Source organism: Aerophototrophica crusticola (assembly GCF_012913305.1).
GTDB classification, from domain to species: Bacteria; Pseudomonadota; Alphaproteobacteria; order Azospirillales; family Azospirillaceae; genus Niveispirillum; species Niveispirillum crusticola.
In genome coordinates, this window is the sequence record NZ_CP051775.1 from 676,852 (window position 1) to 701,323 (window position 24,472).

Consider the following 24,472-nt stretch of genomic DNA (forward strand, 5'->3'; position numbering starts at 1 on the left):
TGGCTATTTCAGGCGCGCCAGGTAGTCGCGGATGCGGGCCGCGTTGGCGCCCAGGTCGCTGCGGCCCACGCGGGACTTGCTGCGCACGTCGATCCGGCTGCCATCCCCCTCGGGGCGGACGCGCACCACCACGTCGTCCTTGAAGCCGAACCAAGCGGTGGTGGCGGTGGCCTCCACCCGGCCCTCTGCGGGCTCCACCGCCACGATGTCCCAGCCCATGTCGCGGGCCGCGGCCTCCGCCCGCTTCACCGCCTCGGCAGGCGGGAGGGGCAGGGTGAGGGGGCAAGGTCGGGATAGGCCTGTTGTTGCTGGGCCGCCGTCTCCGGCCCCGCATAGTCCGGCGGGTTGGCCGCCCCGGCGCGGAGCGGCAGGACGGCGACGAAGGAAGGCGGGTCCTGCGTGTCGGTGCTGATGTCGTGGATGGGCGGGACGGAGCGGGCTTGGCCCCGCAGGCTGGTGGGGCCATAGAAGGCCGCGGCACCCAGCACCAGCCCCGCCAGGGCAAGCACGAAGCCTTTCCGGCCCGTGCCCGGACGGACGATGATGGCGGCGGCCAGGCTCAGCAGGGCACCAGCGATGCCCACATAAGCGCCATAGCGCATGCCGGCGAAGGCGGTGGGCAGGTCCAGTACCCCCAGCCGGTAGCCGGGACCACCCCCGGCGGCCATCAGGCCGGCCACGACGCTGACCAGGAAGGCCAGCGGGACGATCCAGGGCATGTGCTTGTTCGCGGCCATCGCCGGGGCTCCCCATGAAGCGGCGCCGGGTTCGTGCCCGGCGCCTTCATTGTCGTCAGTCGGCCGGAGCCTGGCTTACCAGACGCCGGTGTTGGGCATGCTCTTCCACGGCTCCGCCGGGGGCAGGGACCCGCCCTTCTGCAGAAGCTCGATGGAGATGTTGTCGGGGGAGCGGACGAAGGCCATGTGGCCGTCCCGCGGCGGGCGGTTGATGGTCACGCCCTTGTCCATCAGGCGCTGGCAGGTGGCGTAGATGTCGTCCACGGCGAAGGCCAAATGGCCGAAATTGCGCCCGCCCGTGTATTCCTCCGGGTCCCAGTTGTAGGTCAGCTCCACCTGGGCGTCCGGCGTTTCCTCCGCGGCCAGGAACACCAGGGTGTAGCGGCCGGCCTGGTTCTCCATGCGGCGGATTTCCTTCAGGCCCAGCTTGTCGCAGTAGAAGTCCAGCGACTGCTCCAGGTTCGTCACCCGGACCATGGTGTGCAGGTACTTCATCGGGTTCTCCAGCGGATACGGGATCGTTCGGTCTCGGCCCATAACATATGGCTCGCCTGCCGCCAACCCAGGGGTGGGGCGACACATGCCGATTATCCAATGTATCGGATCAGAACAATCAATTTCCCCGATCTGATGTCCCCCGCTATCCCAAAGGGCAAAGCGCCGGGTGGGGTTGGCCGAGGGATGCCGGCCCCGCCGCCCTTCCTGCGGGCGGCCAAGGGTGGCCCGGCACCGGAAAGGGAAACTGGACGATGGTGAAGCCCGTACCCGTGACCGTGGCCTATGGCGATGGCATCGGCCCCGAGATCATGGAAGCGTCCTTGCGTGTGCTGGAGGCCGGTGGCGCCAAGCTGGACATGGAGGTGATCGAGATCGGGGAGAAGGTCTACAAGCGCGGCCACACGTCAGGCATCGAGCCGCAGGCCTGGGACAGCCTGCGGCGGACCAAGCTGTTCTACAAGGCGCCCATCACCACGCCCCAGGGCGGCGGCTACAAGTCCCTGAACGTCACCATCCGCAAGACCCTGGGCCTGTTCGCCAATGTGCGGCCCTGCGCCAGCCTGCACCCCTTCGTCGCCACGAAGCACCCGACCATGGACGTGGTCATCGTGCGCGAGAACGAGGAGGACCTCTATGCCGGGATCGAGCACCGGCAGACGGACGAGGTCTTCCAGTGCCTGAAGCTGATCACCCGGCCGGGCTGTGAGCGCATCGTGCGCTATGCCTTCGAGTATGCCCGGACCTATGGCCGGAAGAAGGTCACCTGCTTCAGCAAGGACAACATCATGAAGCTGACCGACGGCCTGTTCCACAAGGTCTTCGACGAGGTCGGCGCCGAGTACCCGGACCTGGAGAAGGAGCACTGGATCGTCGACATCGGCGCGGCCCGGCTGGCCGACACGCCCGAGGTGTTCGACGTGATCGTCATGCCCAACCTGTATGGCGACATCCTGTCTGACGTGGCGGCGCAGATCACCGGCTCCGTCGGCCTCGCCGGGTCCGCCAACATCGGCGAGCATGTCAGCATGTTCGAGGCCATCCACGGCTCCGCCCCCATGATCGCGGGCCAGGACAAGGCCAACCCGTCGGGCCTGCTGCTGTCCGGCGTGATGATGCTGAACCATGTGGGCCAGGCGGAGGCGGCGACCCGCATCCACAACGCCTGGCTCCGCACCCTGGAGGACGGGGTCCACACGGCGGACATCGCCAAGGGTGGCAAGACCGAGGCCACGGTGGGCACCCGCGCCTTCGCCCAGGCGGTCATCGACCGGCTGGGGGAGGGGCCCCGGCACTTCAAGCCCGTGGCCTACCAGGGCCGGGCCGGCGGCATGCCCGTGCCCAAGGCCAGCCCGACGCGCAAGGCGCGGAAGGAGATGGTGGGCGTGGACATGTTCGTCCAATGGTCCGGCGGCACGCCCGATGACCTGGCCGCGATCCTGAAGCGGGGTGACGGCAAGGGGCTGTCCCTGCAGATGGTCACCAACCGGGGCGTGAAGGTCTGGCCGGGCTACATGCCGGAAACCTTCCTGGTGGACCATTGGCGCTGCCGCTTCATGGCGACGGCGGGCAGCGTCACCGGGCTGCAGGTGGTGGACCTGATGTCCCGCCTGGTGGAGGCCGGCCTGGACGTGATCAAGACGGAGACGCTGTGCACCTTCGACGGCGTGGCGGGCTACAGCCTGGGCCAGGGGCAGTGAGACCTGACCCTACGGACAGTGTACAAGCCGAAAGGCCTACGCCATAAGGTAGAGGGGGTGGTCCGTGTCGGGCCACCCCACACCCCTGCCGTGCCGACCCTGATGACAGCCATATTGCACTGCAACAGGAACTGTGGCCCCATGGCGGTACCCCTGTGGTAGCGAGGGCATCCATCATGTCCGCCGAGCCGGTCGCATTGGTCTGGGTTCTTGCGGCGACCGCCCTCGTCTTTGCCATGCAGCTCGGCTTCTGCCTGCTGGAGGCGGGGTTCGTCCGGGCCAAGAACTCCATCAACGTCGCCGTCAAGAACGTGATGGATTTCTGCATCGCCGCCTTCCTGTTCTGGCTGTTCGGCTATGCGCTGATGTTCGGGCCCAGTTGGAACGGGCTGGTCGGCACCGGCGGCTTCATGCCCGGCCATGGCTGGCCGCCCGGCCTGCTGGTGTTCGTGCTGTTCCAGGTGATGTTCTGCGGCACCGCCACCACCATCGTCTCTGGTGCCGTGGCGGAGCGGATGGGGCTGCGCAGCTATATCGCCGCCTCCGCCCTGTTGTCCGGCTTGATCTATCCAATCTTCGGGCATTGGGCCTGGGGCGGGATGGCCGAGGGGACGCCCACCGGCTGGCTGGGGCGGATGGGCTTCATCGATTTTGCCGGCTCCACCGTCGTGCATTCGGTGGGCGGGTGGCTGGCGCTGGCGGGCTGCCTGATCATCGGCCCGCGGCTGGGCCGCTTCGGTGACGGCGCGCGGCCCATGGCCAGCGCCAACCTGACCCTTGCCGCCGCGGGCGTGCTGCTGCTGTGGTTCGGCTGGATCGGCTTCAACGGCGGCAGCGCCCTGGGCCTGTCGGAGAGCGTGCCGGGCATCCTGCTCAACACCGTCCTGGCCGGCTGCACCGGCGGGTTGGCGGCGCACGGCCTGTCCACCTTGCTGAACGGCAAGCCGAAGATCGAGCATTTCCTGAACGGCATCCTGGCCGGGCTGGTCGCCATCACCGCCGGCTGCAACGTCATGGGCACGCCCGCCGCCGCGTGCGTGGGGGCCGTGGGCGGCGCCCTGGTGCTGGCGGGTGAGCGGTTGCTGGAGCGCTTCCGGGTGGACGACGCGGTGGGGGCCGTGCCCGTCCACCTGATGGCGGGCGTCTGGGGCACGCTGGCCGTGGCCCTGCTGGGTGACCCGGCCCTGTGGGGGACGGGGCACACGCGGCTGGAGCAGTTGGGCGTGCAGGCGGTGGGCGTGCTGGCCTGCGGTGCCTATGCCTTCGGCCTGGGCTTCCTTCTGCTGAAGCTGCTGGACCGCGTCCACCCCCTGCGCATCCCGGCGGAGGATGAGCGGATCGGCCTGAACGTGGCGGAGCATGACGCCCGCTCCCCCATGCTGGAGCTGGTGGCGGAGATGGACCGCCACCGCCAGGACGGGCAGCTCGACCGGCCCGTCCATGTGGAGCCCGAGTCGGAGGTGGAGCTGATCGCCGCCCAGTACAACCGGGTCATCGACAAGGTGGGGGATCAGATGCGGCAGCAGAAGCTGCTGCTGGACGAGCTGTCCCACGCCAAGGTGGAGGCGGAGACCCTGAACCTGTCCAAGTCCCGCTTCCTGGCGACCATGAGCCATGAGCTGCGGACGCCGCTGAACGCGGTCATCGGCTTCTCCCACCTGATCAAGGACCAGGCCTATGGCCAGATCGACCCGCGCTATGTGGAGCATGCGGCCGACATCCATGATGGCGGCAAGCACCTGCTGGCCCTGGTCAACGACGTGCTGGACTATTCCCGGATCGAGGCGGGCAAGTTCCAGCTGAACGAGCAGCCGCTGGACCTGGCCCGCATCCTGCGCGGGGTGCTGCGGCTGATGCAGCCCATGGCGGAGGCGGCCAGCGTCGGCCTGTTGCTCCGCGTGCCGGACGACCTGCCGGCCCTGGTGGGCGATGAGCGGGCGGTGCGGCAGGTGCTGATCAACCTGGTGGGCAACGCCGTCAAATTTACCCGACCCGGCGGCCACGTCACCCTGTCGGCGGAGTTGGAACCGGACGGGCGGCTGCGGCTGACCGTAGCCGACACAGGCATCGGCATGGACCCCCGGCTGGTGCCCAAGGCGCTGGAGCCCTTCAGCCAGTTGGAGAACGGCTTGGACAAGTCCCATGCCGGGGCCGGGCTGGGCCTGTCCCTGGTCAACGCCCTGACCCGGCTGCATGGCGGCACCCTGGTGATCCAGACCGCCCCGGGCCAAGGCACCGCCGTGCATGTCCGCTTTCCCCGGGACCGACTGCCTGCGTCCTTGTCCAAGGCAGTCGTCTGACGGGGAGCTTCCTCAGCTCCTGCCGGCCTTCTTGCCGTTGATGCGGACGCTGCCGATGCCGGAATGGTCCACCCGGTAATCGTCGGCGCTGCCATCGAAGCGGATGCTGCCCACGCCGGACGCGTTGGCATCCAGCAGGGGCGTGTGGCCGCCCTTGATGTGCACGTCGCCCACGCCGCTGAGCCGCACCTTCACCGGGCCGTGCACCGCGTCCACGTCCACGTCGCCGAAGCCGGAGACGTCCAGGGACAGCTCGCCCCGGACCGGGCCCGCCTCCACGCTGCCGGCACCGCTCAAACTGCCGCGCAAGGGGCCGCGCACCTCGCCCAGGGTGACGTCGCCGGCACCGGACAGGTCCAGGTCCACCCCGGCCACCCGGCCCACCTTGACGTCCGCCGCACCGCTGCCCCGCAGCCGCAGGGTCCCGTCCAGGTCGCCCACCCGGGCATCACCCACCAGGTTTCCCAACTCCAGGGCCGTGCCGGGGGGCAGGGTCACCGACACGGTCACCATGTCGTCCTTGCCGATCCGACCGCGCTGGCTTGACCTGTCCTGGATGATGGACAGGGTGTCGCCGGATTGCTCCAGCCGGACGGTATCGACCCAGCGCTGCTGTCCGGTCACGTCCGCCGTGACGGCGCGGGCGGCGGGGTCCACGACCACCTGCACGGTCCCGACGATGTCGGTGACCCGCACGCTGTCGGCGGTGAAGCTCTGCGGGGCGGCCAGGGCGGGGGTGCCGGCCAGGGCCAGGAACAGGGTGAAAGCGGGGAGGGCGCGCATGGGGGCAGCCTTCATGTTTCCGGGAGGGGGCAGGGCTTCAGCCGTCGGCGCGGCCGGTGACGCGGACATTGCCGGAGCCGGCCTTGCTGATGGCCTGGTTGCGGGCCATCCCGTCCAGGGTCACGTCGCCCGATCCCCTGATGGCGACCGCCAGCGGGTCGGCCATGCCGGCCTTCAGCGTGACGTCGCCGGACCCGTTGACCTCCACCTTCACAGGCCCGTCCACCCGGGCCACCTCCACGTCGCCGGAACCGTTGATCTCAACCTCCAGTTGGCCGCTGGTCCGGCCAGTGCGGACGTCGCCGGAGCCGTTGATCTCCACGGCCAGGTCGCGGGCCACCTCGCCCAGGATGATGTCGCCGCTGCCGGAGATGCCGAGCTTGGCCGTGGTCACGTTGCCGATGCTCAGCTTGCCGGCAGTCATGTCGTCCACGACCAAGGCGGCACCCAGGTCGCCCACCGTGCCCTCGCCGGTGAAGTCCTCCACCTCCAGGGCGGTCCCGGCGGGACGGTCAGCTTGACGGCGATCCAGTCCTTGCGGTCGTCCCAGCGGCGCATCCCGTCCGGCTGGTCCTTCTGCTCCACCACCAGACGGTCCCCCTGCTGGCGGACGGTCACCTCCTGCAACCAGCGCTCCGGCCCGGTGACGCTGGCGGTAACCTTCGTGGCGGACTTGTCCACCACCACCTCCAACGAGCCAAAAACACCGTCCACCTCAACCGCCCGGGCGGTGAAGTCCTGCGGCCCGAAAGCCAGGGCGGGCGTGCCCAGCAGGGCCAGGGCGGCGGTGGTCAGGATGGTGGTGCGGCGGATCATGGCGGGCTCCCCTCGTTTCCCGGTGGTTGGCTCGGACGGGAGCAAGGGGTGTGCCAGCTGCGGGAATGCTGGCCTTATGTTGCGATACTGACAGGGGGAGGTGGCGGGAAAATCGACTTCATAGCACTTCGAACAAATGAGTGGGGAAACGGACAACGCTCTGGTTGGCTTTGGCAAGCTTGCAATGCGCGGAAGACGACAATAAGCTGCCTGGGCTACCTATAAAGAGAACACCGGTTAGTACTCGGCATGGAAAGCTTCCCCTGCTCCAAATGTAGGAACCCGTGTCCATGGGATGCGGTTCTCTGCCCTGTTTGCAATGAAATGGTGGGCGTTCCGAATGTCCGCTTAGCGGAGCGTGCCCAGGAGAAGGAGGCATTGCGCAAACGGTATGAAGAAGCAAAGGTCGCTGCCGAAGCCCGCGGCGTAAAGGACCGGTTGGCAGAGTTTGAACGCGCCGTGAGCATGGCTGGCGCTGTCATCAATATCAGCATCGACAATGCGGACTCTTTGCTGGCAAATGATAAAACCTTGTATTCTAACTACCGCTTGCAGGTCGATGGCGAAGTCCGGATGGTTGCTGAACTCGAGAATGATGTAAAGCGAACGGCCGTTGAGTGCAGTTTTTTTGGGTCCACAGCCAAAGACATCCGGTACGCAGCCCTAAGTTTGGATGGCGTCGGCTTGAGGTCCTATGGCGAGATTAGCTTGCGGCTAAAGGAGATTGCCGTCGAAACGCGTGCGAGCTTGCTGGAATGCAACACCTATACCTTTGTCAAGCGTCATCCTTTCTGGGCCGGCAGCATGCCGGAAGCGGGTTATCGGGCGACGTGGCAGGGAAAGGCCGAGTTGGCCGTGGCCAAATGTGGTGCCATGATTGAGCGGCAAACAACGCAAGCCGCTTTTGCTCGTTTGGTGTTAAGGTCGAGCGGGTCACGGGAAGACGATGAATTCATCGAGATTCACATCCATGGTAAAATCTCGTTGCAGGCCTTTGAGGCGGCGGTGTTGCCCAAAGCAGGCGGAACGCCAACCAAAGACCAGAAGTTGAACGTGATCAGAGATCGGTTGGACAAGTTGGGTATCCGATGCACGAGCATTTGATCCAGGGCGGCTTTCTGGTGCCAGGTGCCGGATTGGCCATGGTTGTCGGGCCTGACCGGATCAAAGTCTTGCGCGGGGTCGGGGCGAATGCACTTGATGACCTGCGGCCCGGCGAAATCGGATTGATCCTGGATTCAGGACACGAAGTTCATCAGATACCGTCGAGACACCGGAACCTGGACTGGGTCCGAGCCAACCTGCGTCGCTTGGGTGATGGAGAGACTTTGTTGCGTTTGCTGCTGCAAGGTCTTGATCATGACTTGAGTGAGCGTTCCAGGAAGTGGTCGATCGATCTCGCGGAACCGATGCTTACGTCAGGCGCTGCCGCCGACTTCGCATCGCGGCGTCTGCTCGGGTGTCCTGTTCCTGAAGACGCCGATTTGGACGGCGGCTCCCGGTTGGCGCGGTCGGCAAATTGCAGTCGTGTCGTCGCGCTTTATGCCGATATGGTGCGGTTGCGTCCGGCGCTCGCCGACTTGCATGACGCTTGGAAGGCAACCTGCGCCAATCAGACCCCCGACTTTCCGGGCCAGGCTCTTCGGCGGCAGTTGATCGATGCCGGTATCTTTGAGCGTTGCGCCCGGAGTTTGATGGCCCGCGACCGTCTTGCCATCTCAACGCTTCCACTGGATGCCACCCTTTTGGCGAGTTTGATCGGCGCTGTTCAACAACCGGCGAAGTTTCTTGTCGGGTTCTCCAATATGCTCATCGGAAAGCTATCAGATAAAGGCAATTCAGTGCCGATTGATTCTGTTGAGAAAGAGAAAAACAAAGATAGTGAACGGGATGATGACCCTATCATTTCATTGATACAGAATGGGGTTGAAGAGGCGTCTCTGAGCCAAAGGGAGACTCCCCGCACATATTCCGGTGACTTGATCGAGAAGATTGAAAACCAGAAGAAAAACATTGTTAAAGAGTTTGCGCGCGGACGGGAAGAGCGAGCATGGCGCTTCGTCCGTGAATTGGTTGAGTACCAGCTTGCCAATAGCCGGCCAGAGCATCTTGCAAAGTCACTTTGTGATATTGCTGCTCGGCTAAATGGGGGTTTTTTTGCAGATGCTGCATTGAGAATTTATTGCTATGCACGCGAGGCTAATTATAACGAATACTTTCCTCTCGTTGGCAGGGCTGAAGTTCTGAAGGCGATGGGCCGTCTTGGCGAGGCTCTGGCGGCCTACGAGGACGCGGTGGCCCAGTTCCCCAACGACGTGGTGCCGCGCAATGGGCGTGCTGAAGCCCTGAAGGCGATGGGCCGCCTTGGCGAGGCTCTGGCGGCCTACGAGGACGCGGTGGCCCAGTTCCCCAACGACGTGGTGGCGCGCAATGGGCGTGCTGAAGCCCTGAAGGCGATGGGCCGCCTTGGCGAGGCTCTGGCGGCCTACGAGGACGGGGTGGCCCAGTTCCCCAACGACGTGGTGGCGCGCAACGGCCGGGCGGAGGTCCTGAAGGCGATGGGCCGTCTTGGCGAAGCGCTGGCGGCCTACGAGGACGCGGTGGCCCAGTTCCCCAACGACGTGGTGGCGCGCAACGGCCGGGCGGAGGTCCTGAAGGCGATGGGCCGCCTTGGCGAGGCTCTGGCGGCCTACGAGGACGCGGTGGCCCAGTTCCCCAACGACGTGGTGGCGCGCAACGGCCGGGCGGAGGTCCTGAAGGCGATGGGGCGCCTTGGCGAGGCTCTGGCGGCCTACGAGGACGTGGTGGCCCAGTTCCCCAACGACGTGGTGGCTCGAACCGGCCGGGCAGAGGTCCTGAAGGCGATGGGCCAGCTGGGCGAGGCGCTGGCGGCGTATAGCGACGTGTTGGCTGCTTTCCCACGGCAGGAATTTGCCCGGAACGGAAAGGCGTCTACTCTCGTCTCGATTGGCCGGACGCAGGAGGTGATCGAGGATTTCAAGGCGATTCAGCCCATAACGCGTGGGGATTGGATATCATGCCATATCCTTGCCATGGCGTATCTCCGCTCGGAAGCACCGGAGGAAGCCCGCCATCTCCTGGAGATGGGCGCCGAATCTTGCCCCTTCCCGGATTGCCACTGGTACTTTGCCATGACGCTGGCGTACCTGGATGTGGCGCATGGGTTCTCTGGGCAGGCGGCGCAACGGTTGCGCCCGGCCATGGCAGGGAGCCCCACTGCTGCGACGGTGATCCTGTTCAGCCATGCCTTGGCAGCTTCTGGTAACAAAAGGGATGCCGCGACTTCCCTCGACCGGTTGGGGAGTTCACACGTACCCGCGCAGGTGCTGAGCCTGAAGGATGCCTTGACAAAGCGCTATGGCTTGCGTGGGCACGGGGAGTTGCCAAAGGCTCAACGAGAGGCCCTAGACAAACAGATAGCCGAGGGCGAGTTTGCCCTGTTGCTGGAAGCCGCGTAACGCGACCTCAGCCCCGGACCCACAGATTCACGGCGAACCGGTAATCCTCGAACTGGCCGCTGGGGCAGCTCACCGGCTGGACGGAGTGGGGGCCCAGGCGGGGAAGGCCAGCAGGCTGTCGCGGGCGGGCTCCACATCCTGGGTCGGGGCGTTGGGGCCCAGGGCATAAAGGCGCAAGGCGCCGCCGGTGAAGGCCTTGGGCAACCGGTAGAAGTAATAAACCATGCTGACCAGCCGCCGCGGCCCTTCCTGGCTGCCGGTCTGGATATCGAGGTGGCGAGCATAGAAGGCGCCGTCGCCATGGGCGGCCAACTGCACCTCGATCCGCTTCGGGTCCACGGCAGGCACGCCCAGATCCTTGGTGACCTGGGGCAGCATCTCCCGCACCTTGGCCTCGAACAGGGCGCGATAGGGGCCCGTGTCGTTCAGGATGCTGGCCACCCGGACCGACAGGGTCGCCTCATCCTTCCCGCCCACCTTGGCGACCTCGAACCGGTCACGGTTGGCGTAGACGTAGTCCAGCAACCCGTCCACGAATTCATCACCCATCACGTTCCTGTAGACGTGGTGGGGAAGCATCACGGGGTTGGCGAGGAGGGTGGTCATGGCCCGGTCCCGTCGGCAGCCTGCATGCCGGGAACCAAACCACAAGCCCCCGCCCCGCGGTTGGGCGCAGGCGGGGGGTGGAGCCGGGGGGAGAGGGTTACGCCTAGCTCTGCCCGATCAGCGCCAGCCATTCCTGTTCGGTCAGGGTGGTGACGCCCAGCTCCCGCGCCTTGGCGGCCTTGCTGCCCGCATCCTCCCCCACCACCAGATAGTCGGTCTTGGCACTGACCGAGCCGCTGACCTTGGCGCCCAGGGCCTCCGCCTTGGCCTTGGCCTCGGACCGGCCCATGGTGGTCAGGGTGCCGGTGAAGACCACGGTCTTGCCCAGCACGGGGCTGGCCGTGACCCGGGGCGGCACGAACTCCTGCACCGTCACCTGGGCCAGCAGGTCGTCCAGGGCCTTCAGGTTGTGTTCCTCGCCGAAGAACTGGACGATGTCGTCGGCCACGCTCATGCCGATCTGCTCGATCCGGCAGAGGTCTGCATAGGCGTCGCCCACCAGCTCCGCCTTGGGCTGGTTGGGGGCGGCGGCGCGCTCGCCCGCGGCCTCCAGCATCCGGTCGCGCCAGTTCTCCGCCGTGCGGTAGTTGCGGGCCAGCAGCTTGGCCGTGGCCTCCCCCACCTGCCGGATGCCCAGGGCGAAGATGAAGCGGTCCAGGCCGATGGTGCGGCGGGCCTCGATGGCCCGGAACAGGTTCTCCACCGATTTCTTGCCGAAGCCGGTCATGGTGACCAGCCGGTCCAGCCGCTGCTCCTCCCGCGCCTCCAGGGTGAAGATGTCGGCGGGGGTCCTGATCCGGCCCTGGTCGAAGAAAAGCTGTATGCGCTCGATGCCCAGCCCCTCGATGTCGAAGGCGTTGCGGCTGGTGAAGTGCCGCAGCCGCTCCACCGCCTGGGCGGGGCAGACCAAGCCGCCGGTGCAGCGGCTGACCACGCCCCCGTCCTCCCGCACGGCCTGGCTGCCGCATTCCGGGCAATGGTCGGGGAAGGTGAACTCGGCGCTGTCCGCGGGGCGGGCCTCCGGTATGACGGAAACCACCTGGGGGATCACGTCGCCGGCGCGCTGGATGATGACCGTGTCGCCGACGCGGATGTCCTTGCGCCTGATCTCATCGGCATTGTGCAGGGTGGCGCGGCTGACCACCACGCCGCCCACGGTGATGGGCTCCAGCTCCGCCACGGGGGTCAGGGCCCCCGTGCGGCCCACCTGGATGGTGATGGATTTCAGCAGGGTGCGGGCCTGTTCCGCCGGGAACTTGTGGGCCGTGGCCCAGCGCGGGGTGCGGGTGCGGAAGCCGAGCCGCTCTTGCAGGGCAAGGTCGTTGACCTTGTACACCACGCCATCGATATCGAAGGGCAGGGACGACCGCTCCTTGCCGATCTGCTCATAATAGGCCAGCAGCTCGTCCCGGCTGCGGCACAGGGTGCTCTGCTTGGGCACCTGCAAGCCCAGGGCCTTCAGCCGTTGCAGGCTGTCCCATTGGGTGGCGGCCAGGGGTTCCGACAGCTCACCCCAGGTATAGGCGAAGAAGCACAGGGGCCGCTTGGCGGTGATGCGCGCGTCCAACTGGCGCAAGGACCCGGCCGCCGCGTTGCGCGGGTTGGCGAAGACCTTCTCCCCCGCCTCCGCCTGCCGCTTGTTCAGCTCGAAGAAGCTGTCGCGGGTCATGTAGACCTCACCGCGCACTTCCAGCACCTTGGGCGCCGGGCCGGACAGGCGGTTGGGGATCTCCGCGATGGTGCGGACGTTGGCGGTGACGTCCTCCCCCTCCGTCCCGTCGCCGCGGGTGGCGGCCTGGACCAGTTCCCCATCCTCGTAGCGGATCGACAGGGAGGCGCCGTCGATCTTCGGCTCCGCCACGAACTCCAGCCCGTCCACGGTCTTCAGGTTCAGGAACCGGACGATCTGCTCGATGAAGCCGTCCACGTCCTCCGCCGCGAAGGCGTTGTCCAGGGACAGCATGGGCACCGTGTGGCGCAGCTTCCTGAAGCCGGTGCCCGGGGCGGCACCCACGGTCTGGGTCGGGCTGTCGGCGGTCACCAGCTCCGGGAAGCGGGCCTCCACCAGGTTCAGCCGCTTCTCCAGCGCGTCATAGTCGGCGTCGGAAATTTCCGGCGCGTCCTTCCGGTAATAAAGCTCCCGGTGGTGCCTCACCTCCCGCACCAGGGCGTCATGCTCCTCCTTCGCCTGGTCCAGGGTCAGGGTATCCACGGGGGTCGCGCGCAGGTCGGGCATGGGAAGGGCCGGCAGGGACGGGGAGGGGAGACGCCGACGGGACCGCCGGCGGGGCAAAGGTCGTCGGGCGACGGGCTGCCGTCAAGTCATGGCTTGGCCGTGAAGCCCAGGTCCGCCAGTTGCTCCCACGGGCCGCCCTTGTAGGCCCAGAGCAGCAGGCCCTCGCCGCGGGCGGTCATGGGGGTGAAGGTGCGTTGCAGGGCCTCCAGGGTGGCCTTGGCCTCCCCCGCCTGGACCTTGTTCTGCACCGTCACGTGGGGGCGGAAACCTTGCTGGTCCTGGGGGATCAGCCAGGGGGCCCAAAGGTCTGCCAGCCGCTCCCGCAGCTCCTCCAGCGGGCGGGAGCGCAGGTAGAAGGCAGCGCCCCGGCCGATGGACTTGACGGCGAAGACCTCCACCGGGAACGGCGCGGTGTCGCGGGTGGTGCGGCGCAGGTCGGCCAGGATGGACTGCACCTGCGGGCCCGGCAGGTGGTGGAACAGGGTGACGTGGGCGGGGATGAAGTTCCGCTCCGGCGGGAAGTGGCGCTGCCGCAGGGCCTGGAAATGCTGGAACGAGGCCTGGTCCAGGCGGAGCGTGAGGATCAGCGGGGCGTAGATGGGGTCCATGGGCCAGAAACTAGGCCGGCGGCCGGGGGTTCCAACTGACGGGGCGGGTCAGGCAGCCTTGGGCATGTGCCCGCGCAAGATCGCCATCGCCTCCGCGACCACATCCATGTGCTGGGACGCATACTGGATGTCATAGCCGACCAAATTACCATGCTCGTCATAGTCGATGACGAGGTCGCGGTCATCGTCGACCTTCTGGTCCCACTGGTTCCCATCCGTGAACCGGACATACATGCTGTCGGTAGAAGGGTCGTAGAAGATGGGGGAGCGGGTCGTCATCTGTTTCACGTCCTGTCACGGAACGCGTTGTGGACGGTTTCGCCATCAGCCAAAGTAACAACGCGCACGTCCGAATTCAACGACGGGACCCAGCCCCAGAACTGGATCCGGCCATCGGGTTGTCGGCGCTTCCGGTCGGGATTGGCGATGATCCGCTTGATGTCCAACGGGTCGATGCGGCAGCGCCCCGGCTTTCCCAGGACCTCGTTGGCGAAGTATTCGGTGCGCCAGAAGGGCGGTGGTGGCAAGCGCTTCGGCTCGCCCGTCGGGGTCAGTCTCATCCAATGGGCGCGCGAGCTTGATGGGGTGTTGATCCATCCGAACGAGTAAAGAGCCTAACGGTGCTTGCCTAAACTTGCAACCAGTGCCCCTGCCCGGTGATCAGGCTCTTGGCCGGGGGTTCCAACTGACGGGGGGAGGTCAGGCGGCGTCCTTCAGCCCATGGCTGGCCCGCAAGGCCGCGAGTGCCCGGGCCACAAGGTCCGGCCGGCGGGAGGCATGCTCGATCTCCCACGCCCAGGGTTTGCCGTCGGTAGCGAAGTGGACGACCAGGTCCGGCTCCTGCTCCTCGCCCCCCACGGAAGCGGGGTCGTCACCCGCCCGCGGCGCCGGCCAGGGGCGCAGTTCCACGCGCAGCATGTCGGCCGCGGGATCATAGGAAAGGGCGGCGTTGTCCGTCATGGCTTGAAACCCCTGTCCCAGAAGGCGTTCAGGACCGTCTCCCCATCGGGCTCCACGACGACCCGCAGCCAGCGGCCCTCGCGCTCCACCCAGCCCCAATAACGCACACGACCATCCTCCTGGCGCAAGGTCCGCGTGGGGGCGGACAGCGTGGCCGCTATGTCGTCGTGCCGAACCAGGGCCCGGTCTGGCCGTGCCATCTGGCGTTCGAGGTAGGGCAGCCGCCAGAACGGGGGTGGGGGAAGCCGGTCCGCCAACCACTACCCCCGCCCGGCGATCAGACTCTCCGCCGCGGCCCGGGCGGCCGGGGTGATCTCGGCGCCGGAGAGCATACGGGCGATCTCCTCCAGCCGGGCTTCCTGGGACAGCTCCACCACCTCGGTGACGGTGCGGGTGGGGGTGGCGTGCTTGCGGACGTTCCAATGATAGGCGCCGCGGGCGGCCACCTGGGGGCTGTGGGTGACCACCAGGACCTGCAGGTTGTTGTGGCCCAGGCGCGACAGCCGCTCCCCGATGGCGTCGGCCACGGCACCGCCGACACCTGTGTCCACCTCGTCGAACACCAGGGTGGGGATGGTGCCCACCTGGGCCAGCACCACCTTCAGCGCCAGCATGAAGCGCGCCAGCTCACCGCCCGAGGCGATCTTGGCCAAGGGGCCCGGGGGGCGCCGGGGTTGGTGGCCACCTGGAAGGCCACGTCGTCGATGCCGTGGGGACCCCAGGCCTCCTCCCCCGTCTGGGCGACGCGGGTGGAGAATCGGGCCTTTTCCATGCGCAGGGGCTTCAGCTCCGCCGCCACGGCCTGGTCCAGCTTGGATGCCGCCTTGGTGCGGCCGGCGGAGAGCTTCTTGGCGGCGTCCAGGTAGGCGGACTTGCCCTCCTCAGCCTTCTTGGCCAGGGATTGCAGGATGTCGCCCTGGTCCTCGATGAGGGCCAGCTTGCGGGCCATGTCGTCCCGCAGGGCCACCAGCCCGTCCACGTCGGTGCCATGCTTGCGGGCGGCGGCGCGCAGGGCGAACAGCCGCTCCTCGATCTTGTCCAGGCTGCCGCCCTCGGTGTCGATGTCCGCCACCAGGGCCTGGAGCGAGCGGGACGCCTCCGACACTTCCGCCGCCGCCTCGTCCAGGACGGAGATCACCGGCTCCAGCCGCCCGCCCGCCTTGTCGGCGATGCGGCCCAGGGTGCGCAGGGCGGAGGCGAGCGACCGCTCCGCCCCCCGCTCCCCCGCCAGCTCGGCATAGGCCTGGTTGACCGACTCGATCAGCTTCTCGGCGTGTTGCAGGACGATGCGCTTCTCCGCCAGCGCCGCCTCCTCCCCCAGCTCCGGGGCAAGCTGGTCCAGCTCCTCCACCGCGTGGCGCAAATAGTCCTCTTCCGACCGGGCGCGGGCGGCGTCGGCGGCGGCCTGCACGCGGGCCTGCTCCACCTGCCGCCAAGCGCGCCAGGCGTCGGCCACGGCGCGGGACTGGCTGCCCATGCCGGCATAGTCGTCCAGCAGGTCGCGGTGGGTGCGGGGGTCCAGCAGGCCGTGGGTCTCGAACTGGCCATGCACCTCCACCAGCGTCTCCCCCAACCGGCGCAGCAGGGTGACGCCCACCGCCTGGTCGTTGACGAAGCAGCGGGACCGGCCGTCGGCGGACAGGGTGCGGCGCAGGACCAGGGTGTCCTCCACCTCCAGCTCCTGCTCCCGCAGGATGGCGAAGGCGGGGTGGTCCGGGCGGCCGCCAAGGTCGAACTCGGCGGTGACGCTGGCCTGCTCAGCACCATGGCGGACCAGGGCGCTGTCGCCGCGGGCGCCCAGCGCCAGGCCCAGCGCGTCCAGCAGGATGGACTTGCCCGCACCGGTCTCACCGGTCAGGACGCACAGGCCGGGCCGGAACGCCAGGGTCAGGCGTTCGATCAGGACCACGTCGCGGATCGAGAGCGTCACCAGCATGGGCAGGGCCAACCCCGGTACGGCCGTCCGGCGGGCACCGCCGCCGGCCCGGCCCTGGTCAGGAGAGCGGTGCTCAGAACACCCAGTCGATGGCGCGGCCCAGGAAGGACCGCTCCTCAGCCGGGCGGCTGTCGGTCACCAGGGTGTAGGTCCGCCCGTACCACTCGCTGCCCGGATAGTTGTGGCCCAGCAGGGCCGCCGTGGCCTGCGCCTCTTCCACCAGGCCCAGGCCCATATAGGCCTCCACCAGGCGGTGCAGCGCCTCCGGCACGTGGCTGGTGGTCTGGTACACGTCCACCACGTGGCGGAACCGCTTGATGGCGGCGGTGTACTCGGCCGTGCGCAGGTAGAAGCGGCCGACTTCCATGTCCTTGCCGGCCAGGTGGTCACGGACCAGGTCCAGCTTCACCTTGGCATCGCGGGCATAGGGCGTGGAGGGGAAGCGGCGGACCACCTCATCCAGCGACTTCAGCGCCTCATTCGTGGCGGTCTGGTCACGGCGGACGTCGGCGATCTGCTCGTAATAGCACAGGGCCTTCAGGTAGTAGGCGTAGGAGACGTTCCGGTTGCCCGGATGCAGGCCGATGAAGCGGTCCAGCGTCTCAATCGCCTCATCGTACTTGTAGGCCTGGTAGTGGGCGTAGGCCGCCATCAGCTGTGCCCGCACCGCCCACTGGCTGTAGGGGTGCTGCCGCTCCACCTCATCGAACAGGGCGGCGGCCTTGGGGTAGTTCTCCGCATCGATGGCGTTGGCCGCCTCGGTGTAGATCTGCTCCACCGGCCGTTCCACATAGGGGACCTCCGGAGCCTTGCCGGCGCAGGCGGACAGCAGCAGCAGGGCGGCGGGGGCCAGGACCCGGATGGGGCGGGGCAGGGACGAGGGGACCGTGAAGGGCATCGTGACCGACAACCAAGGCAGCAGGATTGCGGGGGACTTATAGCACGCGGTATCGGCCAGTCGCCAAGCGGCAAACTGCATGGGCCAACCCGACCGGGTGATCAAAGCCAGCGGATTGCGGGGATTTCAGGGCGGAACAGCGTCGTGCGGGGCACTGGATGTCACCCCGGGCCTGACCCGGGGCCCTTGGGAAAGCGGACGTGCCGATGGCGCGGCAGCGGGGGTGTGGTCAGGAAAGCCGGGCGCCGCAGGGGCTTTCGGTGCCCTGCATCGACCGATCCCGAGGGCCCCGGGTCAAGCCCGGGGTGACGTCCCGCGCCTTGCAGGGTCAAGCGACGGCGGCTGTCTGCTCCACCCACTCCTCCTCCAGCCGCCAGGCGGTGGGATCGGCGAACAGGGCGTGGAGGACCTTGTTGTTCATGGCGTGGCCGCCCTTGACGCCGTGGTACTGGCCCAGGATCGGCGCGCCGGCCAGGTACAGGTCGCCCACCGCGTCCAGGATCTTGTGGCGGATGAACTCATCCGGGCTGCGCAGGCCGCCCTCGTTCAGCACCCGGTCGCCGCTGATGACGACGGCGTTCTCCAGCGAGCCGCCGAGGCCCAGGCCCGCCTTGCGCATGGCCTCAACCTCATGCAGGAAGCCGAAGGTGCGGGCGTTGCTGACCTCCGCCTTGAAGCTGCCGTCCACCAGCCGCAGGGAACCCTGCTGGCGGCGGATCAGGGCGGTGTTGTCATAGACGATCTCTGCCCGGAAAGCCGCGTGGGGGGCGGGGGAGAGGGTGACGACCTTGTCGCCGTCCTGCACCCGCACCTCCTTCAGGACGCGGATGACCTTGCGGGGCGCGTCCTGGGCCTGGATGCCCGCGCACTCCACCAGGAAGACGAAGGGGGCGGCGCTGCCGTCCATGATCGGCACCTCGGCGCCGTCCAGCTCCACCATCGCGTTGTCGATGCCGCAGCCGCGCAGGGCGGCCATCAGGTGCTCGATGGTGCCGACGCTGGCGCCGTGCCCGTTGGCGATGACGGTGCAGAGGCGCGTGTCCGCCACCTTGTCCCAGAGCGCCGGGATCACGTTGGTGCCGGCGGGCAGGTCGGTGCGCACGAAGCTGATGCCCGTGTCGGCCGGGGCCGGCCGGAGGACCATGCGCACCCGCTTGCCGGAATGGACGCCGACGCCGGTGCACTCGATCGGGGACTTCAGGGTCTGTTGCCAGGCCATTGCCGCTCTTCCGTGTCTCGGGGGTCTCGCTTGCCCCATCGGCGATCCGCGCCCCATCCCCGTCGCCGGGGGTCCCCGTTCCCGGGGTGCCGTGCCGCATGGAGCCAGCATGCAACGCAGCAAGGGGCGAACTGCCACGACCCACAGATAGGCCTGTCGGCGTCCCGGCTCAAATCACGCTTTGTTACCGAATATTACATCCGGAAACCGGCGCTAAGTGGCTGAATCATGACGGAAATTTGGCAGTCTGTGACGGCTGTCACGATGCCCCTTTAACAGTCCCGGCCGGCCCGGCGGCCCTTTACCCGGCCGTGTGCTGCGACGCGGAAATGCAATCGCGATCCGCATCCCCGGATGGTCCAGGAAGGCGGGTCTGCGGCGGGTGTAATGTATGAACGCATACATCCGCCGATGGTTGCAGAGGGAGAACCATCATTCCCGGATGTCAGGTGACGCGCAAAAAAATGGCCGGCCCCCGCGGGAAGGGGCCGGCCCAGCCAGGCCGTGGGCCGGGCGGTCGCCCGCCCGGCCGGAAGCGTGTGCCCGTCAGTTGGCCTGGCGGCGCAGGAAGGCGGGGATGTCCAGCATGTCGTCCTCACCAGCGGCGGGCTTGGGGGCGCGGGGGCCCGGCTCGGTGGCGAGGTTAGGCTGCTGCGGGGCGGGCGCCGGGGCCTGCCGCTGGGACGGGTAGGGCTGCGGCTGGGCGTGGCCGTTGGCGTAGGGCGCCTGCGGGGCCTGGGGCTGGCGCGGCGGCTCGGCCGGGGCCGGGGCGCTGTTGCCGCCGGCGAAGCCGAACATGCGCTGGAACAGGCCGGCCTTCTTCTCCGCCGGGGCCGGCGGGGTGAAGCGCTCCGGCGCGTTGGAGACGCGGGGGCCGCCGTCGGCCGGGCGGGGCGCCACGAAGCCCGTGTCGCTGCGCTGGCCACGCAGCGGGCCGGTGGGGGCCGGCTGGGCGGCGCGGGGGGCCGCCTGCTCGAACATGCGCGGGGCGGGCTCCTGCACGGGGGCGGGGGCGTGCTCCATGGCCATGGGGGCCGGGGCGGCAGGCTGGGCCTGCTCCTCGGCGCGGGCCACGGGCTCCACCGACACCGCCTGCGGGGCGACGGGGGCGGGGGTCAGGTTGGCATAGCCCGGGGCGGCGCCGGGCATCGGGGCCGGCTGCATGGCCGGGCGGGCCGGCGCGGGGGCGGCGGGCACGGGGCGCATTGCCGGACGGGCGCCGGCCGGCTGGCTGCTGACCACCTGGAGCGTCGGCTGGGCCGCGGGGCGGGGCTGCTGGGCGGCGATGGTGTCGATGCCGGTGGCCACCACGGACACCCGCATCTTGCCTTCCATGTGCTCGTCGAAGGTGGAGCCGAAGATGATGTTGGCCTCGGGGTCCACCTCGTCGCGGATGCGGTTGGCGGCCTCGTCCACCTCGAACAGGGTCATGTCGTAGCCGCCGGTGATGTTGATCAGCACGCCGCGGGCGCCCTTCATGCTGATGTCGTCCAGCAGCGGGTTGCTGATGGCGGCCTCGGCGGCGTCGATGGCGCGGCGCTCACCCGTCGCCTCACCGGTGCCCATCATGGCCTTGCCCATCTCCGTCATCACGGTGCGGATGTCGGCGAAGTCCAGGTTGATCAGGCCGGGCATCACCATCAGGTCGGTGACGCCGCGCACGCCGGCATGCAGCACGTCGTCCGCCATCTTGAAGGCGTCGGCGAAGGTCGTGCGCTCGTTGGCGATGCGGAACAGGTTCTGGTTCGGGATGATGATCAGCGTGTCGACATACTGGGTCAGCTCGCCGATGCCCGACTCCGCGGTGCGCATGCGGTGCGCGCCCTCGAAGTTGAAGGGCTTGGTCACCACGCCGACGGTCAGGATGCCCTGCTCACGGGCCGCGCGGGCGATGACCGGGGCGGCACCCGTGCCGGTGCCGCCGCCCATGCCGGCGGTGATGAAGCACATGTTGGTGCCGGAGAGGTGGCCGAGGATCTCCTCCAGCTGCTCCTCCGCCGCGGCGCGGCCCACGTCGGGGCGGCTACCGGCGCCCAGGCCCCGGGTGATGGTGGAGCCGAGCTGGATGCGCTTCTGGGCGAGGTTGCCCTGCAAGGCCTGCGCGTCCGTGTTGGCGACCACGAACTCGACCCCCTCCAGGTTGGAGCGGATCATGTTGTTGACGGCGTTGCCGCCGGCGCCACCCACACCGAAGACGGTGATGCGGGGCTTGGTCTGGACCTCGACGGTGGGGATGCTGACCTTGATGCTCATCTCGGGGCTCCTCTGGCTCAGGAGTGCCGGCGGGTGGGGCGCCGGCGGTGTCTCGCGTTTATGGGGCGGTGGGCGGGGGCTAGGGTCGGTGTCGGCCTAGCCGGGGGTCTGGTGTCGGGTGCGCGGGCCGAACCGTTAAGGCGCGCCGACGCGGCGGGGGAGGGGGACCCTGGGCACCATCACAGGTACTCCTTGATCCAGCCGTTCAGCTTGCCCCACAGCCCGGTGGACGGGGGCATCAGCGGGGCGAGGGCGGGCAGGTCCTGGTGCTGCTGCATGGCATAGGCCAGCAGGCCGGCGGCCGCCGCGAAGGCCGGGCCGCTGACATTCTCCGCCAGCCCGCCGATGCGAAGGGGGCGGCCCATGCGCACCTGCTTGTCCAGCACCTGCTGCGCCAGGTCGCGCATGCCGGGCAACTGGCTGGCGCCGCCGGTCAGCACGACGCGGCGGCCGGCCACCTTGGCGAAGCCGGACGCCTCCAGCCGGCCGCGGACCAGCTCGAAGATCTCCTCCAGCCGGGGCTGGATGATGCCGACCAGCAGCGACTTCGGCACGTGGTTGGCCTGGCCGCGCTCCTCCTCCCCCACCTGGGGGACGTCGATGATCTCCCGCTCGTCGCTGACCGCGGGCATGGCGGAGCCGTACAGGGTCTTCAGCCGCTCGGCATGGGCCAGCGGGGTGGTCAGGCCGCGGGCGATGTCGTTGGTGACGTGGGCGCCGCCCAGGGGGATGCTGTCGCACCAGACCATCTTGCCGTCGAAGAACACGGACATGCTGGTGGTGCCGCCGCCCATGTCGATCACGGTGACGCCCAGGTCCATCTCGTCCTCCACCAGGCAGGACAGCCCGGCGGCATAGGGGCTCATGACGAAGCCCTCCACGCCCAGGTGGCAGCGCCCGACGCAGGAGCTGAGGTTGCGCACCGGCCCCGCGGCGGCGGTGACCACGTGCAGCCGCACGCCCAGCTTCTCCCCCACCATGCCGCGGGGGTCGCGGATGCCCTTGGACCCGTCCACCGTGTAGCCCACGGGGATGGAATGGATCAGCTCCGCGTCGGCGCTGACATCCAGGTGGCGGGCATGGGCCAGGGCCTTGCGCACGTCGGTGTCGCTGATCTCCGGCCCGAAGACCGGGGTCTCCACGGTCAGGGTCTGGCTCTCCGGCTGGCCGCCGGACAGGCTGACCAGCACCTCCCGGATCTGCTCACCCGCCATGGTCTCCGCCGCGTGGACGGCGGTGCCGATGGCGGTCTCCGCCGCTTCCATGTCCACGATGCCACCGGAGCGGACGCCGCGGCTGATCTGGTGGCCGATGCCGATGACGCGGATGGCGCCCGCATCCTCCACGCGGGCGATGAAGCAGACGACCTTCGTGGAGCCGACGTCCAAAGCCGCGATGGTGCCGCCCCGCGGCACCCGCTTCGGCTTCGACCGGACGTTCAACGCCCCTGGGAATGCCATCTGCCCGCCCCCTTCCGCTCAGATCTGCTTCTTGGCGTCGGCCGGCTTGCGCCTTGCCTCCGCCGCCGCCGCCGAGGTCTGGACCGACAGCCGGTCCGGCACCCGCAGGTCGATGGCCACCACGTCCCGCTCCAGCAGCTTGTTGGTCTGCTGCACGGTGGCGAGCTGGCGCAGCGCGTCGCCCAGCCCGTGCTCCGGCAGGCGCACGTCGATGCCGTTGTCCAGCCGCAGGTCCCAGCGCCGGCCGCCCACCAGCACGGCGGCCTGGACCCGCTGGCCGATGCTGGGCTCCGACTGGAGGAGTTGCAGTAGCTCCCGGCCGCGCTTCGGCGCCTCGGCGCCCACCAGCATGGGCAGGTCGCCCCAGCGGGCCAGGTCCTTCTCGCTCAGCACCACGCCGTCGGCGTCCACCAGGCGCAGCGTCTGGTCGTGCTGCCAGATGGCCATGGGGGTGCGCTCCACGATCTTGACGAAGATTGTGTCGGGCAGCCGCCGCTCCACCGTCGCCGCGGCCACCCAGGGGATGGATTCCAGCGCCTCGCGGGCCGACTGGGGGTCGAAGGACAGGATGGGAGTGCCGCGCTGCACGCCCAGGGCGGCCAGCACGGCGGCCTTGTCGGACTCCTTGCGGCCGGTGACCAGCACCTCCTGCACCGCCAGCCCGGCCTGGGCGGAGTGGGCCAGGAAGGCCTCCGACGTGGCGTCCCAGGCCGCGGGCAGGCGCCCGCTGGTCCAGCCCCAGATACCCAGGGCCGCCAGCACCAGGGCCGGGGCGGCGCGCAGGCCCACCCGCAGGGCGGGCAGGGCCCAGCGGGGCATGGCGCGCCGGCGGTTGGCGCGCTGGGCCGCCTTCACCGTGTTGCGCCGCGCGCTTTCCGCGATGCGGGCGCGCGGGTTGTCGGGCATCAGGGCGTCGCTATGGGTCACGCGTGGCATCGGGCATGCTCCACGATCCAGGCACACAGGTCGGCATAGGAGATGCCCCGGTAGGCCGCCTGCTCCGGCAACAGGGAGACGGGCGTGAAGCCGGGTTGGGTGTTGGTCTCCAGGTAGCAGAGGCCGGAGACGCCGGGCTTGGCGTCGTCCCAGCGGAAGTCGGTGCGGGACACGCCGGTGCAGCCCAGGGTCTGGTGGGCCAGCAGGGCAAGGCGCATGGCTTCCCGCGTCACCTCTTCCGGCAGCTTGGCCGGGCAGACATGGTCGGCGCCGCCGTCGGAATATTTGGCGGTGTAGTCGAAGAAGTTGGCGTGGGGCACGATCTCCGTCACCGCCAGGGCGCGGTCGCCCATGACGCCGACCGTCAGCTCCCGCCCGGGGATGAACTGCTCCACCAGGACGCGGTCGCCATAGACCCAGCCATCCTCCTCCAGGATCGTGTGGTTGTCCCCTTCCCGCACGATGCGGACGCCGACGCTGGAGCCCTCATCCACCGGCTTCACCACATAGGGCGGCGGCAGGACATGGCCGGCCAGCACCTGGTCCTTGGTGGCGACGACGCCGTCCGCCACCGGCATGCCGACGGTGGAAAGCACCCGCTTGGCCATGGCCTTGTCCATGGCGAGGGCGGAGGCCAGGGCCGAGGAGTGCGTATACGGAACGTGCAAGTATTCGAGCACGCCCTGGATCAGCCCGTCCTCCCCGCCCTTGCCGTGCAGGGCGTTGAAGACCACGTCGGGCTTGGGCGTCAGGGCGGCCAGCAGGCCGGCCAGGTCCCGCTGCACGTCGACGGCGGTGACCCGGTAACCCTTTGATTCCAGGGCGGCGGCAATCTTCGCCCCGGACACGAGCGACACTTCCCGCTCCGCGGACCAGCCGCCGAGCAGGATCGCCACGTGCTTCGCGCGCTGATCCGTCATGCCCCATCCCCCGCCTGCCCGACAACCCAACATTGCCCGTCGGACAGCCTTTTACGGAAATTCCGAACTTCTTCTTTCCGGCGCAACATTTTGTGTGACGCGCCGGCAGGATTACCACAAAATCCGGTGT

General features: G+C 68.5%; 23 protein-coding genes and 1 pseudogene. 4 read left to right on the plus strand and 20 right to left on the minus strand.

Annotated features, from left to right (window positions below; all coding sequences use genetic code 11):
• Positions 1–3: 3 nt before the first annotated feature.
• From HHL28_RS18225 to HHL28_RS03225, 3 genes are all read right to left on the minus strand, one after another.
• Positions 4–249 carry a DUF1499 domain-containing protein gene (locus HHL28_RS18225; protein WP_404326387.1) on the minus strand — a complete coding sequence of 82 codons (246 nt, stop codon included), beginning with the start codon at positions 247–249 and terminating at the stop codon, positions 4–6.
• Positions 246–737, minus strand: a complete 492-nt coding sequence (locus tag HHL28_RS18230) for a hypothetical protein (RefSeq protein ID WP_404326388.1) — start codon at positions 735–737, stop codon at positions 246–248. The genes HHL28_RS18225 and HHL28_RS18230 overlap by 4 nt, the downstream gene beginning before the upstream one ends.
• Positions 738–812: 75 nt before the next feature.
• Positions 813–1,232, minus strand: a complete 420-nt coding sequence (locus HHL28_RS03225; protein ID WP_075772111.1) for a VOC family protein — start codon at positions 1,230–1,232, stop codon at positions 813–815.
• Positions 1,233–1,486: 254 nt separating this feature from the next.
• Between HHL28_RS03225 and HHL28_RS03230 the strand changes: the two genes are divergently transcribed.
• Complete coding sequence (locus HHL28_RS03230; RefSeq protein WP_075772112.1) at positions 1,487–2,932, plus strand: NADP-dependent isocitrate dehydrogenase; 1,446 nt, start codon at positions 1,487–1,489, stop codon at positions 2,930–2,932.
• Positions 2,933–3,108: 176 nt separating this feature from the next.
• Positions 3,109–5,232, plus strand: a complete 2,124-nt coding sequence (gene amt / locus HHL28_RS03235) for an ammonium transporter (RefSeq protein ID WP_075772113.1) — start codon at positions 3,109–3,111, stop codon at positions 5,230–5,232.
• A 12-nt stretch (positions 5,233–5,244) separates the two neighbouring features.
• Here the strand turns inward: amt and HHL28_RS03240 are convergent, their stop codons facing one another.
• From HHL28_RS03240 to HHL28_RS03250, 3 genes are read right to left on the minus strand one after another with little or no spacing between them, the layout of a single operon-like run.
• Entirely contained in the window at positions 5,245–6,015 is a 771-nt protein-coding gene (locus HHL28_RS03240; protein ID WP_169654682.1) for a GIN domain-containing protein, read from the minus strand.
• 37 nt (positions 6,016–6,052) lie between these two features.
• The gene (locus tag HHL28_RS03245; RefSeq protein WP_169654684.1) at positions 6,053–6,502 is read right to left on the minus strand and encodes a GIN domain-containing protein; all 450 of its coding nucleotides are present in this window, start codon (positions 6,500–6,502) and stop codon (positions 6,053–6,055) included.
• Positions 6,436–6,831, minus strand: coding sequence for a hypothetical protein (locus HHL28_RS03250; protein WP_169654686.1), 396 nt, complete (start codon positions 6,829–6,831; stop codon positions 6,436–6,438). Before HHL28_RS03250 ends, HHL28_RS03245 begins: the two co-directional genes overlap by 67 nt.
• Before the next feature lie 249 nt (positions 6,832–7,080).
• Between HHL28_RS03250 and HHL28_RS03255 the strand changes: the two genes are divergently transcribed.
• Positions 7,081–7,935, plus strand: a complete 855-nt coding sequence (locus tag HHL28_RS03255; RefSeq protein ID WP_169654688.1) for a hypothetical protein — start codon at positions 7,081–7,083, stop codon at positions 7,933–7,935.
• Positions 7,920–10,310 carry a tetratricopeptide repeat protein gene (locus HHL28_RS03260; RefSeq protein WP_169654690.1) on the plus strand — a complete coding sequence of 797 codons (2,391 nt, stop codon included), beginning with the start codon at positions 7,920–7,922 and terminating at the stop codon, positions 10,308–10,310. The genes HHL28_RS03255 and HHL28_RS03260 overlap by 16 nt, the downstream gene beginning before the upstream one ends.
• Positions 10,311–10,379: 69 nt before the next feature.
• Here the strand turns inward: HHL28_RS03260 and HHL28_RS03265 are convergent, their stop codons facing one another.
• The 14 genes and pseudogenes from HHL28_RS03265 to HHL28_RS03330 all read right to left on the minus strand — a co-directional run bounded on the left by HHL28_RS03265 (position 10,380) and on the right by HHL28_RS03330 (position 24,342).
• The gene (locus HHL28_RS03265; protein WP_169654692.1) at positions 10,380–10,916 is read right to left on the minus strand and encodes a 2OG-Fe(II) oxygenase; all 537 of its coding nucleotides are present in this window, start codon (positions 10,914–10,916) and stop codon (positions 10,380–10,382) included.
• Between the two features lie 103 nt (positions 10,917–11,019).
• Entirely contained in the window at positions 11,020–13,152 is a 2,133-nt protein-coding gene (ligA, locus tag HHL28_RS03270; RefSeq protein WP_075773326.1) for an NAD-dependent DNA ligase LigA, read from the minus strand.
• Positions 13,153–13,238: 86 nt separating this feature from the next.
• Positions 13,239–13,760, minus strand: coding sequence for a 2'-5' RNA ligase family protein (locus HHL28_RS03275; protein ID WP_075773325.1), 522 nt, complete (start codon positions 13,758–13,760; stop codon positions 13,239–13,241).
• Between the two features lie 48 nt (positions 13,761–13,808).
• A complete protein-coding gene (locus HHL28_RS03280) occupies positions 13,809–14,039 on the minus strand; it encodes a DUF2283 domain-containing protein (protein ID WP_075773324.1) in 231 nt (76 codons plus the stop codon).
• Positions 14,040–14,044: 5 nt separating this feature from the next.
• On the minus strand, positions 14,045–14,320 hold the full coding sequence (locus tag HHL28_RS03285) for a hypothetical protein (protein ID WP_075773323.1): 276 nt from the start codon (positions 14,318–14,320) through the stop codon (positions 14,045–14,047).
• A 139-nt stretch (positions 14,321–14,459) separates the two neighbouring features.
• Positions 14,460–14,720, minus strand: coding sequence for a DUF2283 domain-containing protein (locus HHL28_RS03290; RefSeq protein ID WP_075773322.1), 261 nt, complete (start codon positions 14,718–14,720; stop codon positions 14,460–14,462).
• Entirely contained in the window at positions 14,717–14,920 is a 204-nt protein-coding gene (locus HHL28_RS03295) for a hypothetical protein (RefSeq protein WP_075773330.1), read from the minus strand. The genes HHL28_RS03290 and HHL28_RS03295 overlap by 4 nt, the downstream gene beginning before the upstream one ends.
• Before the next feature lie 60 nt (positions 14,921–14,980).
• Positions 14,981–16,656, minus strand: a pseudogene (gene recN / locus HHL28_RS03300) (DNA repair protein RecN).
• 73 nt (positions 16,657–16,729) lie between these two features.
• The gene (locus HHL28_RS03305) at positions 16,730–17,554 is read right to left on the minus strand and encodes an outer membrane protein assembly factor BamD (protein ID WP_075773321.1); all 825 of its coding nucleotides are present in this window, start codon (positions 17,552–17,554) and stop codon (positions 16,730–16,732) included.
• 328 nt (positions 17,555–17,882) lie between these two features.
• Positions 17,883–18,773: a UDP-3-O-acyl-N-acetylglucosamine deacetylase gene (lpxC, locus tag HHL28_RS03310; protein ID WP_404326393.1), complete on the minus strand. Its 891-nt coding sequence runs from the start codon at positions 18,771–18,773 to the stop codon at positions 17,883–17,885.
• 546 nt (positions 18,774–19,319) lie between these two features.
• A complete protein-coding gene (gene ftsZ / locus HHL28_RS03315; protein WP_169654694.1) occupies positions 19,320–21,026 on the minus strand; it encodes a cell division protein FtsZ in 1,707 nt (568 codons plus the stop codon).
• A 179-nt stretch (positions 21,027–21,205) separates the two neighbouring features.
• Positions 21,206–22,486 (minus strand): cell division protein FtsA, encoded by a 1,281-nt coding sequence (gene ftsA, locus HHL28_RS03320; protein WP_075770781.1) that lies wholly within the window; start codon positions 22,484–22,486, stop codon positions 21,206–21,208.
• Between the two features lie 18 nt (positions 22,487–22,504).
• Positions 22,505–23,422 (minus strand): cell division protein FtsQ/DivIB, encoded by a 918-nt coding sequence (locus HHL28_RS03325; RefSeq protein ID WP_083699038.1) that lies wholly within the window; start codon positions 23,420–23,422, stop codon positions 22,505–22,507.
• Positions 23,410–24,342: a D-alanine--D-alanine ligase gene (locus HHL28_RS03330; protein ID WP_075770780.1), complete on the minus strand. Its 933-nt coding sequence runs from the start codon at positions 24,340–24,342 to the stop codon at positions 23,410–23,412. Before HHL28_RS03330 ends, HHL28_RS03325 begins: the two co-directional genes overlap by 13 nt.
• Between the last annotated feature and the right edge of the window lie 130 nt (positions 24,343–24,472).